The organism is Paraburkholderia sp. IW21 (genome assembly GCF_041321145.1).
GTDB lineage: Bacteria > Pseudomonadota > Gammaproteobacteria > Burkholderiales > Burkholderiaceae > Paraburkholderia.
The window spans coordinates 353284-368527 of sequence record NZ_JBGGWA010000008.1; the positions used below are offsets into that span (position 1 = coordinate 353284).

Annotated in this window: 14 protein-coding genes; 7 read left to right on the plus strand and 7 right to left on the minus strand. The window is 61.9% G+C overall.

Going from position 1 to position 15244, the window contains the following annotated elements; genetic code table 11:
• Positions 1 to 20: 20 nt before the first annotated feature.
• On the minus strand, positions 21 to 1220 hold the full coding sequence (locus ACAX43_RS20950) for a pyridoxal phosphate-dependent aminotransferase (RefSeq protein WP_370710314.1): 1200 nt from the start codon (positions 1218 to 1220) through the stop codon (positions 21 to 23).
• A gap of 273 nt (positions 1221 to 1493) precedes the next feature.
• Here ACAX43_RS20950 and ACAX43_RS20955 point away from each other — a divergent pair, with 273 nt between their 5' ends.
• Positions 1494 to 2933, plus strand: coding sequence for a PLP-dependent aminotransferase family protein (locus ACAX43_RS20955; protein ID WP_370710315.1), 1440 nt, complete (start codon positions 1494 to 1496; stop codon positions 2931 to 2933).
• 76 nt (positions 2934 to 3009) lie between these two features.
• On the opposite strand, the gene ACAX43_RS20960 is transcribed toward ACAX43_RS20955, so the two are convergent.
• The 3 genes from ACAX43_RS20960 to ACAX43_RS20970 form a co-directional block, all read right to left on the minus strand.
• Positions 3010 to 3792, minus strand: coding sequence for an N-acyl homoserine lactonase family protein (locus ACAX43_RS20960; protein ID WP_370710316.1), 783 nt, complete (start codon positions 3790 to 3792; stop codon positions 3010 to 3012).
• Between the two features lie 14 nt (positions 3793 to 3806).
• Positions 3807 to 4733: a fumarylacetoacetate hydrolase family protein gene (locus tag ACAX43_RS20965; protein ID WP_370710317.1), complete on the minus strand. Its 927-nt coding sequence runs from the start codon at positions 4731 to 4733 to the stop codon at positions 3807 to 3809.
• A 180-nt stretch (positions 4734 to 4913) separates the two neighbouring features.
• A complete protein-coding gene (locus tag ACAX43_RS20970) occupies positions 4914 to 5513 on the minus strand; it encodes a helix-turn-helix domain-containing protein (protein ID WP_370710318.1) in 600 nt (199 codons plus the stop codon).
• Positions 5514 to 5763: 250 nt separating this feature from the next.
• Here ACAX43_RS20970 and ACAX43_RS20975 point away from each other — a divergent pair, with 250 nt between their 5' ends.
• The 5 genes from ACAX43_RS20975 (at position 5764) to ACAX43_RS20995 (ending at position 11673) form a co-directional block, all read left to right on the plus strand.
• Positions 5764 to 7158, plus strand: a complete 1395-nt coding sequence (locus tag ACAX43_RS20975) for an aspartate aminotransferase family protein (protein ID WP_370710319.1) — start codon at positions 5764 to 5766, stop codon at positions 7156 to 7158.
• Between the two features lie 56 nt (positions 7159 to 7214).
• Positions 7215 to 8318, plus strand: a complete 1104-nt coding sequence (locus tag ACAX43_RS20980; RefSeq protein WP_370710320.1) for an ABC transporter ATP-binding protein — start codon at positions 7215 to 7217, stop codon at positions 8316 to 8318.
• A gap of 69 nt (positions 8319 to 8387) precedes the next feature.
• A complete protein-coding gene (locus ACAX43_RS20985) occupies positions 8388 to 9437 on the plus strand; it encodes an ABC transporter substrate-binding protein (protein ID WP_370710321.1) in 1050 nt (349 codons plus the stop codon).
• A gap of 102 nt (positions 9438 to 9539) precedes the next feature.
• Positions 9540 to 10802, plus strand: a complete 1263-nt coding sequence (locus ACAX43_RS20990; protein WP_370710347.1) for an ABC transporter permease — start codon at positions 9540 to 9542, stop codon at positions 10800 to 10802.
• A gap of 34 nt (positions 10803 to 10836) precedes the next feature.
• On the plus strand, positions 10837 to 11673 hold the full coding sequence (locus ACAX43_RS20995; protein ID WP_370710322.1) for an ABC transporter permease: 837 nt from the start codon (positions 10837 to 10839) through the stop codon (positions 11671 to 11673).
• A gap of 93 nt (positions 11674 to 11766) precedes the next feature.
• Here the strand turns inward: ACAX43_RS20995 and ACAX43_RS21000 are convergent, their stop codons facing one another.
• A complete protein-coding gene (locus ACAX43_RS21000) occupies positions 11767 to 12153 on the minus strand; it encodes a RidA family protein (RefSeq protein WP_370710323.1) in 387 nt (128 codons plus the stop codon).
• 438 nt (positions 12154 to 12591) lie between these two features.
• On the opposite strand from ACAX43_RS21000, the gene ACAX43_RS21005 reads away from it, so the two are divergent.
• Positions 12592 to 13503, plus strand: coding sequence for a LysR family transcriptional regulator (locus ACAX43_RS21005; RefSeq protein ID WP_370710324.1), 912 nt, complete (start codon positions 12592 to 12594; stop codon positions 13501 to 13503).
• Positions 13504 to 13509: 6 nt separating this feature from the next.
• On the opposite strand, the gene ACAX43_RS21010 is transcribed toward ACAX43_RS21005, so the two are convergent.
• Both ACAX43_RS21010 and ACAX43_RS21015 read right to left on the minus strand, forming a co-directional pair.
• Positions 13510 to 14211 (minus strand): sterol desaturase family protein, encoded by a 702-nt coding sequence (locus ACAX43_RS21010; RefSeq protein WP_370710325.1) that lies wholly within the window; start codon positions 14209 to 14211, stop codon positions 13510 to 13512.
• A 63-nt stretch (positions 14212 to 14274) separates the two neighbouring features.
• Positions 14275 to 15244 (minus strand): MFS transporter (locus ACAX43_RS21015; RefSeq protein ID WP_370710326.1); only part of this gene is annotated, 970 nt, incomplete at its 5' end.

Genomic DNA, 15244 nt, shown 5'->3' on the forward strand with positions numbered 1-15244 from the left:
TTCCCTGCCATGCCGACACGTCATGCCGTAGCGGCATCCATGACCGTTGAAAGTGCGGACAGTGCGGGTCCGAGACGCGCAGGCGGGAGGTAGCCAAAGCCCAGCCGGAATACACGGCTGCTTTCGCCAAACCATGCGCCGGATGCCAACTGCAAATCATGACCCGGCAGCAGGTCCCAGAAACTCGCGACAGCCACGTCGTCGAATGCGTCGGCGCGAAGACGCAGGCAGCATAGCGCGCCGGCGTCAGGACGCACCCACTCGATGCGCTCGTGCTCGCTCTCGCACCAAAGCGCCAGTTCCTGCAGCGCAGCGGCGAGCAAGCGGCGTCGCGGTGCGAGCACGCCTTCCCTGTTGCGCAGAAGCGCCGTGGCGAGCGTCTCGTCAAGAACCGATCCCGAGATCACGGTGTTCATTTTGGCGACGGCCAGACGCTCCCGCAGCTCCGCGTTCGCCACGGTAAGCCAACCCGTGCGCAAACCCGGCGCGCCGAGCGCCTTCGATACCGACGCGCCGGTCACGATACGTGGATCGAGTCCCGCGAAACTCTCGAGCGCCGCATTGTCGCCATAGGTCGCCTCCCGATAGGTCTCGTCGATGAAAAGTATCGCGTCCGGAGACCGCTTTTCCATCAGGACGAGGAGCTTCTCGACGTCGGCACGGGACGTCTGGATGCCCGCCGGATTCTGTGGCGAAGCGATATTGACCAGCTTCGTTTTCGGTGAAAGGCTTGCGTCGATCTGCTCCAGGTCCAGCCGATAGCCATGCTCGAATGACAGCTTGATCTCGCGGACGCTAACACCGGCGCCGAGCAGGCAATCACGGCTCGGTGGAAAGCAGGGTGTCGCGAGGACAGCCTCGTCGCCCGACCGGCAAACTTCGAAAGCGAGAAGAAAGAGACCGAGCGCGGTGCCTTGTGTCGTGATGATCTGCTCGGCTGGGACCTTGCAGCCCTCGGCAATCGCCTCGCGAAGCGCGACCGAACCGGCTGATGTGCCGTAGCCGAGCTTCAGACTGCGGATATCCTCGAGACCCGGCAGACACAGGAGTTCGCCGAGCGTCAGGTCCTGCGACGTGCTCTCCGCCAGGTTGAACGGCCGGTTCACATTGAGAAGTGAAATGATCTCGTTACGAGGAAATCGCCCGCTCCACGGTTGGGGATTCGATTCGCTGAGGCCAGCCTGTTGTCGTTCGTCGACGTTCCGTTGAATACCCTGCATGCTTTTGCCTCGCATCTGCTGTGAATTGTTTGTCAGACGATCCGTTGCAAGCAGCCAGACAGCCGTTCCAGCCGGGCCCCGACAGCAGTTATCGCTGTGCGCAGCACCCCGGCTCCTTCAAACGCGATCGCAACGCATGCATCGTAGCGTCCAGCGGGCGACCATAACAGTCACAATTTTCCGCGAAATGGACCATCACAATTCATCTTGGCGAGCCGGGGCGCCGGGTCGATAATCGTGGATTACACCGATTACACCGTTACGAGCCCTTCCATGGACATGGACACGCCCACTCCGTACCGCTACGAGCGCCTCGCCGAGCTCATCGTCGGCATGATCGACAATGGCGCACTGGCGGCGGGCACGCGTTTGCCATCCGTGCGCGCCGTCAGCGAACAGCACAGCATCAGTATTTCCACGGTGTTACAGGCGTATCGCCTGCTCGAGGATCGCGGCATTCTGGTCGCGCGGCCGCAGTCAGGCTTTTACGTCGCGGGCTCGCGCCGCGGCGCACTCGCGTTGCCTTCGGTCTCGCGGCCGCGCGCGAAAGCGTCGACCGTGTCGATCAGCGGCGCCGTCGCGGGACTGCTCGAGCACGTATCGAACCCCGCGCTGGTGCCGCTCGGCTGCGCCGTACCCGACGCGGCGCTGCTGCAGTCGAAGCGGCTCGACCTTGGGCTCGCGCGTGCCGCACGTCAACACGGCACGCGCTACAACATCTATTGCGCACCGCAAGGCGACCCGCGCCTGCGCCGCGAAATCGCGAAACGGGCGATGCACTTCGGACACGCGCTGTCGCCCGACGACCTGCTCATCACGAACGGCTGCACCGAGGCATTGACACTGGCGCTGACCGCCGTCGCGAAGCGTGGCGATTCGATTGCGATCGAATCGCCCACTTACTTTGGCCTCCTCCATACTCTCGAAGTGCTGGGCCTGAAGGCCTTCGAGCTGCCCACCGACCCGACGCGCGGCATCGACGTCGACGCGCTCGCCCGTCTGCTCGATACGGAACCGGTGGCCGCCTGCGTGCTGTCGTCGAATTTCAACAACCCGCTAGGCTGCGCGATGGCCGAAGCCGACAAGCGTTCGCTCCTTGCGCTGCTCGCACGGCATGCCGTGCCGCTGATCGAAGACGACGTCTACGGCGACATCCACTTCGGCCGCGAGCGGCCCAAGCCATTCATTGCGCTCGACGACGGCGCCAATACGATCTACTGCAGCTCGTTTTCGAAAAGCCTTGCACCCGGGTATCGGGTCGGCTGGATTGTGGCGGGCGCCTACGCGCAGCAGGTGATGGAACGCAAGCTGGCGTTCAGCCTCTGCTGTCCTGTGCTGCCTCAGGTCGCGCTCGCCGACTTTCTGGAGAGCGGCGCATACGATGCACACTTGCGCGGCGTGCGGCGCATCTTCGAAGAGAACCTCGGACGCATGACGCGTGCGATCGAGACAAGCTTCCCGACCGGCACAAAAGTAAGCCGGCCGGCAGGCGGTTTCATGCTCTGGCTGGAACTGCCGAGGCGCTTCGATTCGCGAGCGCTCTTCGACGAAGCGCTCGAGCAAGGCATTTGCTTCGCACCGGGGGACGTCTTCTCTGCGAGCCGCCGCTTTCGCAATTGCCTGCGCTTGAGCGCCGGGCATGTCTGGAGCGACCGCATAGAGGACGGCGTCCATCGCCTCGCCCGGCTCGCGCAGGCTCAACTCGCGCGCTGAGCGACTTTGGCGCATGCATAGGTGAATCAATGAGGCCTGTACGGGAAACACAGCGGTTCACCTACGCATATTGCGATCAGGAGAGCCAGTGGGGCGCATGAGGCAAGGTTGCATTCTGGACAACGTCGTGATTGACAAACAAGGTCGCGCCCTCAGTCTCCAAAAGCTCTTCGACCCTGTTCATCGACGCAATTGACTGCAATGCATCGACATTGAAAGAGGGAACGCATCTGCACTGGAAGTTTCGCCGATTATGAGCAACATCGCCGCTCAACAGGACGCGTCCGGTCTCGGGAAGATTCAGCAACAGCGAGCAATGTCCAGGGGTATGGCCGGGCGTGAAAATGATACGGACAGCGCCATCTCCATAGACATCGTGGTCACCCTCGATCAACCTGAGCCGGTTGTTACGCAGCGTGCCGTACAATTCGGGCCTGAATCCGAACGCGTCAGGATCCGGCCCAAACATGGCCTCATATTCAGCCTTCTGTACGATCCACTCGGCCTTCGTGAACAGCCGGCAATTGCCCACATGGTCGTAATGCGCATGCGAAAGCGCCAGCGTACCGATTTCATCTGGCTCAACCCCGATTTCCTGAAGTTGCGACGCGACCGTCTTACTGATCGTTCCGCGGATACCGTGGGCGATGATCCTGCCTTCCGGCTCGCCGATCAGATCGTCCTGGGTGCCGGTGTCCCATAGCATCCATTGTCCGTGATGGCGGATGAGATACGCGTTGCAGCTCAACGTCATCGGTTGGCCGACATTGAATCCGGGAGAGTAAATCGAAGCATCGTCGACCTGCGCTATGCCTGCGTCGAGAACGTAGAGTCGCTCGATTGTCGCGTCATGGCTCATGGCTGCCCCCGTTTTCAGCGAAGATTAATGGCGAGCTCACCGAGCCCTTCGATCGCGGACACCACTTTGTCGCCCGCTTTAAGCCATTGACGCTCGTCACGCGGCACCTTTTGCCCCCAGATCACCCCCGGCGGTGTCCCAGTAAAAAGGATGTCGCCCGGCTCGATCGTCATGATGCCGGCCACGTAGCGGATGATCTCGCGGCAGTCGAAGATCATTTCACTGGTATTGCCGTCCTGCCTGATTTCGCCGTTCACCCAGGTTTGCAGCCTCAGGTTGTTCGGATCGGGCACGCGATTGCGGGTAACGAGCCAGGGACCCAATGGAGCAAAACCATCCGACATCTTCCCCGCCGTGAATTGCGTCGTGATGTTCTGCAAACCTCTGGCGCTGAAGTCATTGCCGACCGCGTAGCCTGCAACAACGGATAGCGCATTCTCCTTCGACACGTTCTTGCATTTCCGCCCGAAAACGATCACGAGTTCCGTCTCGTAGTCGAACTCCTTGTCCACCATAGTAGGCAGTTCAATGTCGCCCTCATGGTGGTTGAGTGCGTTCGCAAACTTGCTGAAGATTGGGGGCGCCTTGGGAATAGGCGTTCCCGTCTCCGCCGCATGCGCCTGGTAGTTGAACCCCACGCAGATGATCTTCCGCGGCCGAGTGACAAGAGGAGCGAAAGCAGCCTCACGTACCTCAACCGATTCGATTCCGCCGTCCTCCCGAAGGCGGCTGACGATAGCCGATACGTCGGCAGCGCGATCGTTCTGCAGCAAATCGTCCATATCCAGCGGCGCCGGCATTTCGAAGTTGGCGCCAGCCTGCGTGATATTCACGATCCGGCCGTCGAGCTCGGCGCCGAGGGCGAGCGCACCATCCATGCGGAGATTGGCCAACTTCAAGCCGAGCTCCCCTGTGTCAAGATTCGGGTTTGTATTTTTCAATTTGCATTCCTTATGGATATTGCGAAGACGGAATGAAGAAATAAGACAGCCTCGGCGATCCCACGAACGAAACGCCGCGAGGCTGATTCTCGGAGCGTTCGCCGAAGCACGAAAGTAGAATATATCTACGATAGGAGAATGTCAACAGCCGCCTCGTTTGGCGGCAACAGCTTGTCCGGCTTACTTATCGTCGCGCCGGGAGATAACCAGGTAGTAGGAGCAATGCTTTCTGGAGCGATTACTGAAAGCGTGCTCGACCCTGGCCTCGAAGAACAGGGTGTCGCCTTCCGACAAGCGGATTTCCTGGTCCGGCAGCGAAACGATCAACTCCCCTTCGGCCACGGTCACGTGCTTTTCTGTTCCGGTTCGGTAGGCCGGCATCGTGCCCGTCGACACGCCAGCCGGCAGCCAGTGCTGGAGCAACTCAACCTGGCTGCTAACCATGGTGGGAGAAAGAATGTGGCGTTCGAAGCCGGTTTCGCTGTCGCGGAAAATATGCCGCTGTTCGCGACGAACCACTACTACGGCCTGCCGGTCCTCGGCGCCGCCGGTAAGAAAGCTCAGCGTCGTCTCGAGAGCGTGCGCGATCCGTTTTGCTACCCCGATGGTCGGGCTCTTTTCGCCTCGCTCGACCTTCGAAAGCATCGCCCGGCTCACGCCGGACCTGGTCGCCAGTTCCTCGAGCGTCAGTTCGCCGCGTTCCCGCAACGCGCGCACGCGGCGCCCAAATTCCTGATTCAACTCGTCGTGGTCGCCTGTCGCTTCAGGTGGAAGTTCCATAAGCCTGTTCATGCATGACTATTCGTAAGGGGTCGGCGAGAGTCTAGCGCAATCGTCACACGCTTTTTTGAAAACGCTTGAAGGCTCGCTTTCTGTCTGCTAGTGTATCTTCCATAGTAGATTGTGTCTACCATGTAAGACGATTCGATCGGTTTCTGAAGAAAAAACAACGTAATGCAATAAAACCCTTGTTATCCGGGCTAGCGCCTCGCCGCCTTGGCCAAGGCTCACACCCGAATCAGGAGACGACATGACTCAAGCAATCGATGCACTGTTCGAGCAGGACCGTGCGCATTTCATGCATCCGTCCACGCACGCTCATGATCACCAGAGCGGCGCACTGCCAGGCAAGATCGTGCGCGGTGGCAGCGGCATCCACATCGAAGATCATGAAGGCCGGCGGTACATCGACGCCTTTGCGGGACTTTACTGCGTGAACATCGGCTATGGCCGTACCGAAGTCGCCGACGCCATGTATGAGCAGGCAAAGCAGCTTGCCTATTACCACACCTACGTCGGCCATTCGTCGGACGTGATTATCGAACTGTCTTCGCGCCTCGTGGAGTGGGCGCCGCCTGGTATGAAGAAGGTGTACTACGGCATGTCCGGCTCGGATGCGAACGAGACGCAGGTGAAGATCGTCTGGTATTACAACAATGTGCTGGGCCGCCCGAACAAGAAGAAGATCATCTCGCGCGAGCGCGGTTATCACGGCTCAGGAATCGTGACTGGCAGCCTGACGGGATTGCCCAGCTTTCACCAGCATTTTGACCTGCCACTCGAACGCGTGAAGCACACGGTCTGCCCGCACTGGTATCGAAAGGCGCCTGCCGGGATGAACGAGTCCGAATTCGTCGCATATTGCGTAGACGAACTTGAAAGGCTGATTGCCCTTGAGGGTGCCGACACAATCGCGGCCTTCATCGGTGAGCCGGTGATGGGCACCGGCGGCATCGTGCCACCTCCAGCCGGCTACTGGCCCGCGATCCAGCAGGTGCTGAAAAAGCACGACATTCTGCTGATCTCCGACGAAGTCGTGTGCGGCTTCGGCCGGCTCGGCTCGAAGATGGGTGCGCAGCACTTTGGCATCCAGCCCGACCTCATTACCGTTGCGAAGGGACTCACGAGCGCTTATGCACCGCTCTCCGGTGTGATCGTGGGCGAAAAAGTCTGGGACGTGATTGCGCGGGGCTCCCAGGAGCACGGACCGATGGGACATGGCTGGACCTATTCCGGGCACCCGGTGTGCGCGGCCGCGGCACTCGCCAATCTCGCGATCATCGAGCGCGAAAAGCTGGTGGAAAACGCCGCGCAAGTGGGCTCGTACTTCGGCGTGCAGTTGCGTGAAGCGTTCGGCTCACACCCGCTGGTGGGTGAGGTGCGCAGCGTCGGCATGCTGGCGGCGCTGGAATTCATGGCAGACAAGGAGGCGCGCAAGCCCTTCGACCCGGCCCTGAAGATCGGGCCGCGGGTTGCCGCCGCCGCGCTGCAGCGCGGTCTGATCGCGCGCGCCATGCCACACGGCGACATCCTCGGTTTCGCACCGCCGCTCGTGATGAGCCGCGACGAGGCAGACGAGATCGTTGGCATCGTGAAGCAGGCCGTGGACGAGGTTGCGGAGCGAGCGCTCGCAGACGCGGGTTGACCTTGCCGCTACGCTCCGCATCCTGTCGGTAATTGTCGCGTTGAACGGAGGCAGCTGTGCCGAAGACTCAAGAAGTGATTGTCAGCTTTCGAGGCGTTAGGAAAACTTACGATGGCGAGTCGCTCGTCGTCAAATCGCTCGATCTCGATATCTACCGCGGAGAATTTCTCACCATGCTCGGACCATCAGGCTCCGGCAAGACGACCTGCCTGATGATGCTTGCAGGCTTCGAATTTCCTACCGGTGGCGAGATCCACCTCGACGGCAAGCTGCTCAACAACGTCCCCCCTCACAAGCGGGACATTGGCATGGTGTTTCAGAACTATGCGCTGTTTCCGCACCTGACGGTCGGACAGAACGTGGCATATCCCCTCAGCGTGCGCAAGGTGCCTGCTCCCGAACGTGCCGTGCGTGTGAACGAAGCCCTGAAGATGGTACGCATGGAGAGTTTCGAGAAGCGCTATCCGGCACAACTGTCGGGAGGCCAGCAGCAGCGCATCGCGCTCGCGCGCGCACTCGTGTCCAAACCTAAGCTGGTGCTCATGGACGAGCCGCTTGGCGCGCTCGACAAGCAACTGCGCGAACACATGCAGTACGAACTGAAGTCCCTGCACGCAGAACTCGGCCTGACGTTCGTCTACGTCACGCACGATCAGGACGAAGCGCTCACCATGTCGGACCGGGTCGCGGTGTTCGACAAGGGCGTCGTGCAACAGCTCGATACCGTCGACCGTATGTACGAGTCGCCCTGCAACGAGTTCGTGGCGAACTTCATCGGCGACAGCAACCGCCTGCGCGGCACGATTGCGTCAGTGGACGGCGATTTCTGCGACTTCCAGCTCGACGACGGAACGCGGCTCGTCGGCCGCAATATCGGCAACGCGGCGGCGGGCGCCTCCGCCATCGCATGCATCCGCCCCGAGCGCATGAACGTGTTGTACGGCAGCGATCGAGCCAACGACGCTGCGGCAAACGCGCTGGCGGGAGAGGCGCGCAGTCTGATCTATTTCGGCGACCACGTGCGGATGCGCTGTGCGTTCAAGGGACAAGACGAATGTTTCGTCAAGGTACCGATCGGTACCGGTGCGCTTGAACGATTTGCACCCGGCGCGCCCGTGACACTCGCATTCGAGCCTGAACATCTGCGCGTTTTTGCGTAGCTTTCTACACGATTTCTACGCTGGCCAGTCTGACCCAACGATTCGTTTTCGTCATGAGGAGAAGGAACCATGATCACTCAAGCAAAACTTGCTGCGCCCTGCGCGGTGCTCGCGCTCACGCTGGTGATGTCCGGAGCACCCGCATCCGCTGCGGAACTGACGGTTGTCAACTTCGGCGGCAGCTGGGGGCAAGTGCAGAACATTGCATTCAACGAGCCGTTTGAAAAAGCGACCGGCAACAAGGTCACTGTTGTCGAGTACAACGGCGAGCAGGCCAGGGTGAAGGCCATGGTCGAGGCAAAGCACGTCAACTGGGACGTCGTCGAGGTCGAGTCGGGCGAGCTGAACCGCGGCTGCGACGAGGGTTTGTATGAACAGCTCGACTGGTCGAAGATCGCGAAGAAGTCGGATTTGGTCCCTGAAGCGCCGCAAACCTGCGGGGTCGGCTTCGTTGTGTGGTCGATGGCGCTTGCCTATAACGCCGATAAACTCAAGACGGCGCCGACGAGCTGGGCCGATTTCTGGGACGTCAAGAAATTCCCCGGCAAACGCGCGATGCGCAAAGGTGCGCGCTACAACCTCGAGTTCGCGCTGATGGCCGACGGCGTTGCGCCGAAGGACGTGTACAAGGTCCTTGCCACCAAGAACGGCCAGGATCGCGCGTTCAAAAAGCTCGGCGAGCTGAAACCCCACATCCAGTGGTGGGAGGCGGGTGCGCAGCCGCCGCAGTTCCTCGTCGCCGGTGATGTCGTGATGTCGACCGCGTTCAACGGCCGCATCGACGCTGCACAGAGAGAAGGCCAGAACCTGAAGGTCATGTGGAACGGCAGCATATACGACCTCGACTACTGGGTGATTCCGAAGGGCACGCCGAACAAGGCGCTCGCCGAGCAGTACATCGCGTACACGCTCACGCCCAAACCGCAGGTGGCGTTCACGCAGCATATCGCGTATGGCCCGGCGGATGTCGTGGCGCTCAAGTCGCTCGACGCCAAGACCCTCGCGAATCTGCCCAACTCGCCGACGAACGCCAAAGACGCGACGCTGCAGGACATTGGCTTCTGGACCGATCACGGCGACGAACTCGAGCAGCGCTTCGCCGCATGGGCCGCGAAGTGAGCGTGCGGATGTTTTTCTGACCCCACCGGCCGCGCGGCGCGCATCGCGTCGTGCGGCATTCCCGCCGGATCGCCGTCCGGCCGGAGAAAAACGTTGAATACGATGACGATCGCCCCCTCCTCGTCGACACTGTCGACGGCCGCGCTCAAACGCGAACTCCGCTCCGCCGAGGCTCGCAGACGGGCGATGGCGCTCCTCCTGATCGCGCCGCTCGCGATCTTCGTCCTGCTCATCTTCGTCGTGCCGATTGGCGCGCTGCTCACACGTGCGGTGCAGAACCCCGAGATCGCGACGGCGCTGCCGAACACGGTCGCGGCGTTGTCGGGCTGGGACCGTCACGCTACACCGCCCGACGCGGCCTATGCGGCGCTCGCAGCAGACATGACGAAGCTCGCCGGCAGCGACGGAATGGGCACGCTCGCGTCGCGTCTGAACCTGGAAATTCCCGGCTTTCGTTCATTCGTGGCGAAAACGGCGCGCGCGATGCCGCTCAAAGGCAGCAGCGACCAGCCGCTGACGCCCGCGCAGACGCGCGAGAAGCTGATCGAGTTCGATGCGCGCTGGGGCGACGCCACCTACTGGCAGGCGATCGCGAAAAACGGCAGCCCGATCTCGCCGTTCTATCTGCTCGCCGCGCTCGACCACAAGCAGGACGGCTTCAGCCATATGGTCCGCGCAGATCCCGAGCAGTCGATCTACCTCACGATCTTCGGCCGCACGTTCCTGATCGGCATGGCGGTCACCCTGTTCGCGCTGCTGCTAGGTTATCCGCTCGCGTACTGGGTCTCGCGACTGTCCGAGCGCCGCGCGAATCTCGTGATGATCCTCGTGCTGATTCCCTTCTGGACCTCGGTGCTCGTGCGGGTCGCGGCGTGGATCGTGCTGCTGCAAAACGACGGGCTCGTCAACAAGGCGCTGATCGGCAGCGGGCTGATCGCGCAACCGCTGGCACTGCTGTTCAACCGCGTCGGCGTGTACATCTCGATGACGCACATCCTGCTGCCATTCATGATCCTGCCGCTCTACAGCGTGATGAAGTCGATTCCGCCGACCTACCAGCGCGCGGCCGTGTCGCTCGGCAGTCATCCGTTCGCGGCGTTCTGGCGCGTGTACGTGCCGCAGACCTCTCCCGGCGTCGCCGCCGGCGCACTGCTCGTGTTCATTCTCTCGATCGGCTACTACATAACCCCCGCGCTGCTGGGCGGCCCGGACGACCAGATGGTCAGCTATTACGTCGCGTACTACACCAACAATACGATCAACTGGGGCATGGCCTGCGCGCTCGGCGGGTTGCTGCTCGCGGCAACGCTGGTGCTGTACGCGGTGTACGGCCGGTTCACACGCTCGAAACTCAGCCTCAGTTGAGCCGACGATTACGCGAAACAAGGAGAATCCGACCATGAAACTTGCCAGGCCGCTGTTCGCGCCGCATATGTCGTTCGCCGAGCGGACGTGGTACGTGGCGCTGCGCGTGCTCGTCGTGCTGACGCTTTTGTATCTGATCCTGCCGGTCCTCGCCATCGTGCCGCTGTCGTTCTCGTCGGGCACATTTCTCGTCTATCCGATTCCGGGCTTCTCGATACGCTGGTACGAGCACCTGATCAGTTCGGACGAGTGGCGGATGGCCGCGAAGAACAGCTTTATCGTCGCGCCGTCGGCGACCGTCGTCGCGACCGTGCTCGGTACGCTCGCTGCGATCGGCCTCACTAAGGCCGACTTCCACGGCAAAGGTCTGCTGATGGCTGTGCTGCTCTCGCCGATGATCGTGCCGGTCGTCGTGGTCGGCGTCGGCATGTACCTGTTCTTCGCCCCGCTCGGACTCGCGAACACCTATACCGGCCTGATCGCCGCGCATGCGGCGCTCGGTGCCCCGTTCGTCGTCACGACCGTCGCGGCGACACTGCAGGGCTTCAACCATAACCTCGTGCGTGCGAGTCTGTCGCTGGGTGCAAATCCGGTTGAGACGTTCTTCCGCGTCACGCTTCCGGTGATCGCTCCTGGTGTGATGTCGGGTGCGCTTTTCGCCTTTGCGACATCGTTTGACGAAGTGGTGGTCACGCTGTTCCTCGCGGGCGCCGACCAGACGACGCTGCCGCGCCAGATGTTCACTGGCATCCGCGAGAACATCAGCCCAACCATCGCTGCGCTGGCGACGATCCTGATCCTGTTCTCGACGAGCCTGCTGCTCGCGCTCGAATGGTTGCGTGGACGTCACGCGAGAGCCGTTGTTGCCTGACACGCGGCGACACGGTAACAGCCTGGTTGCGTAGCGGGCACCTCCATCGAGAAGTGCCCGCTCGACGCGCCGCTGACGAACAGGGCGCGATGCCTAACGGGCTGCGACCGCCTGAATCTCCACGAGCAGGTTGGGTTCCGCCAGGCCGGCGACGATGACCATGGTGGTAGCAGCGGCGTGACCAGCCACTCGCCGCTCGCGCTCCTTTCGATAGTGAGGCACGAGGTCCGGCCGCGTGATAAAGCCGTCGACCTTGACCAGATCGGTCACGCCCATACCGGCATCGGCCAGCACCGCCAGCAGATTGTCCCAGGCCAGTTCGATCTGCTTCACGGGGTCATCTGGAACGACGCCATCGGTCGTAACGCCAACCTGGCCCGAGACATACAGCCAGCGCGCGTCAGCCGGCACCGACGCGCCATGGCTGTAGCATGAGAACGGTGGCGCGATTCCAGCGGGGTTATGCAACTGAATAGTCATGGCTAACTCCTTCTGTTCCAGAGATTTCGGTGAGGACGGCTCGTCGCCCGCTTAGAGCCTTTGCGACTTGGTGGGAATCGAGAACACTGAAAATGCCGAACGCATCCATAAATAAGCAATCCATAATTCATGTCGCCAAGCGTGAGGAACCAAAAAACAATCTGACTCCCGCGCCATGCCCAAACGAAGCGATTGCCAGCCGAACGCCCTTGACGCGTCGTCAGCGACGCAGGGCATCCGAATCGGTAGAATATATCTACCATTGAAGACATGTCAACGTCAGCGAAAGCTGTTCAGGCGGTTGGACCGATATGAAGATGGCCCGCCCGCGCTTATCGGGCGGCCTTGTCCATCCTTGCGCGACAGCATCGGCCCCCCGCGCGCTTCGACTTGTGGTTACACTCGAAGTCTCCGGCTTTTCCCCCTCGCTCGGGCCTCATGGACCTCAAGCAAATCCAGTATTTCATCGCCCTCTTCGAGGACGGCTCCGTCACGCGCGCGGCCAAGCGCCTCAATATCGTGCAGCCCGCGCTCAGCATGCAGATTTCGAAGCTCGAAGCCGAACTGCGGCAGACTCTCTTCGAGCGCGGCCCGCACGGCATGGCGCCGACCGAAGCGGCGCGCCTCATGTATCGCCTCTACACGCCGATCATGCGCGACATCGGCCACGCACGCGAGCAACTGAGCCGGCGCGACGTGATCATCACGGGCCGCGTGTCCCTCGGGATGGTGGCGTCGGAAGCGGAAAGCGTGTTGCCGGAGTCGCTCGCGAAGTTCGACGCGCTCTTTCCGCAAGTCGAGGTATCGGTGGCCGATGGGTTCAGCGCGCAACTCATCGATGCCGTCGAGGCGGGCCGGCTCGATGCCGCGATCATCAACAAGCCGCGCGGGCGCCTCACGCTCGACGTGGAGCCGTTGCTGGTCGAAGAGATGGTGCTCGTGACGAGCGTCGCGCATGGCCCCGACCTGCCGCAGGACATCGATCTCGCGAGTTCGTCCGGCTTCGAACTGGTGCTGCCCACCCGCCGCAACGGCTTGCGCGGCGTGCTCGACGCCGCGCTGATGGCGGCCGACATCGTCATCAAGCCGAAATTCGAAATCGACCTGCTCAGCACTATCGTGCAGTTCGTCGAGCAGAGCAACGTCGCGACGATCCTGCCGCGCGTCGTCGTGCAGCGCAAGGTGGACGAAGGGCTGCTGTGCGCCCACAGGATCGCGTCGCCGCCGATCCTGCGGCACATCATTCAGGTGAGTCATCCGAAGCGGCCGATCGGGCCCGCCGCGCACGCGCTGATCCAGATCATCACCGACGAAATCCGGCGCGTGACGACGGGCGTGTCCCCTGAATGAACCTGCTTATCGATTCCCTTCGAATGGCTCGCGCGCGGTACGCGGCGCATCGCTGCGCGTGCCGAACAGCGTGTCGCAGATGGGGAACGTGAGGTTGAAGTTTTGCGTCGCCATCACTTCGGGATCGTGGTGCGTAGCGTGCAGGCGACGCACCGTGTTGACGAGCGGGACGCGGTCGAGGAACGGGCTGTCGGTGAAGTGTGAGAGCGTATGCAGCCCCTCGTACATCAGGAAGTACGCCGCCATCGTGAACAACGCGATGTAGCCTGCGTTGCGCGAGAATATGAAACCGATCACGAGCGCGAACGGCACGGCCGCCAGCACGAACGCAACCGGCGCGAACGGCGGAAACAGCAGCGCGCGCCAGTGACGGTGGCCCTTGTATTCGAGTGTCACATGCGTGAAGAAGCGGTGATGGACCGCGCAATGGCGCTTGTAGATCATGCTCAAATACTTCGTCGGACGATGCAGCACGTAGCGGTGCGCCGCCCATTCCGCCCAATTGCCGAACAGAAAGAGCGGAATGACCGCTAGCCATTCGGCGAGCATCGGCGCCTGAAGCTGCATGAGGCAATACACGATCACGCCGCCGGTGAAGAGCAACGTGAAGCCGAGGTGCATTTCGCCGCGATACCACCATGGCGTGGCGTCGACATACTCCTCGCGAAACTTATAGGAGCGCGCGCGAACGTCTTCTTCGTATTTCATCGATGTCTCCGGCTGTTGTGAAAAGGCGAGCGCCCGTTGGCGCCCGCCGGCATGCCCCATGGATCAGGAAGGACTGCGCGCGGAACCGCCTTCGAGCTTGCCGAGCGTCTCGGGCACGACGAACGCGCCCACCAGGAAGATCACGCTGATTGCGCCGACGAAAATCGCTAGCGTCATCGGCAACTGACTCGCGTCCTTCGCCACCAGCGACACGGCCGTCGGCATCATCCCGCCGATCGCGAAGCCGATGTTCCAGGAGAGGCCCGTGCCGGTCGCACGGATCGAGGTCGGGAAGCGTTCGTTCAGGAATATCAGGATGGGCGCATAGCCCGCACTGCCGAGCGCGCTAAGAAGCACTGCGTAGACGCCGACCATCATAATGCTGTCCGCGGTGGGCAGCAGCAGGAACAGCGCGGGCAACGCGACGAGCCGGATCAGTCCGATCCACACGAAGGTGCCCTTGCGGCCGATGAACGTGCTCAGGTGCCCTGCCGCGATCGATGCGATCACCACGGCGACGCTGCAGATCATCAGGATCGCCGCGGCCGCACCGTTGGGTGCGTGGCTAACTACCTTAAGGAACGTCGGCAGGTAGCCCGATGTCAGGTAATAGCCGCTGCCGCCGCCAATCGTCAGGAGCAGGTTGACGAAGAGGATCTTTCGATAGTCGCGCGAGAACAGCGTCTTCAGCGGCGAGCGCACGACTTCGACGGCCGCGCCCTTGACCTGCGCGGCCGCCTTCGCGGCCTTTTCGGCGGAGAGCTTCTTCCACAGCGGCGACTCTTCAAGGCTGTTGAACACGAAGAGGCCAAGCACCGAGCTGATGATGCCGGTGAAGAACATGCAGCGCCAGCCCCATACGTCGAAGGCATTGCCGGGGAAAAGCGTCGACATCGCGAGGAACGTTACTGACGCGAGCAGCGCCCCGAGTCCCGCCCCGCCGCCGCCGATCAGCCCCGACACCGCGCCGCGATACTTCGGCGCGACGGATTCCGTGCCGATGGTGTGCGTCGAAGCAACCACGCCGCCGACG

Excerpts from the sequence above, each read along its gene's own strand:
- ACAX43_RS20950 (WP_370710314.1), bottom strand. The coding sequence starts at position 1,220 with ATGCAGGGTATTCAACGGAACGTCGACGAACGACAACAGGCTGGCCTC.
- ACAX43_RS20955 (WP_370710315.1), top strand. The coding sequence starts at position 1,494 with ATGGACATGGACACGCCCACTCCGTACCGCTACGAGCGCCTCGCCGAG.
- ACAX43_RS20960 (WP_370710316.1), bottom strand. The coding sequence starts at position 3,792 with ATGAGCCATGACGCGACAATCGAGCGACTCTACGTTCTCGACGCAGGC.
- ACAX43_RS20970 (WP_370710318.1), bottom strand. The coding sequence starts at position 5,513 with ATGGAACTTCCACCTGAAGCGACAGGCGACCACGACGAGTTGAATCAG.
- ACAX43_RS20975 (WP_370710319.1), top strand. The coding sequence starts at position 5,764 with ATGACTCAAGCAATCGATGCACTGTTCGAGCAGGACCGTGCGCATTTC.
- ACAX43_RS20985 (WP_370710321.1), top strand. The coding sequence starts at position 8,388 with ATGATCACTCAAGCAAAACTTGCTGCGCCCTGCGCGGTGCTCGCGCTC.
- ACAX43_RS20990 (WP_370710347.1), top strand. The coding sequence starts at position 9,540 with ATGACGATCGCCCCCTCCTCGTCGACACTGTCGACGGCCGCGCTCAAA.
- ACAX43_RS20995 (WP_370710322.1), top strand. The coding sequence starts at position 10,837 with ATGAAACTTGCCAGGCCGCTGTTCGCGCCGCATATGTCGTTCGCCGAG.
- ACAX43_RS21000 (WP_370710323.1), bottom strand. The coding sequence starts at position 12,153 with ATGACTATTCAGTTGCATAACCCCGCTGGAATCGCGCCACCGTTCTCA.
- ACAX43_RS21005 (WP_370710324.1), top strand. The coding sequence starts at position 12,592 with ATGGACCTCAAGCAAATCCAGTATTTCATCGCCCTCTTCGAGGACGGC.
- ACAX43_RS21010 (WP_370710325.1), bottom strand. The coding sequence starts at position 14,211 with ATGAAATACGAAGAAGACGTTCGCGCGCGCTCCTATAAGTTTCGCGAG.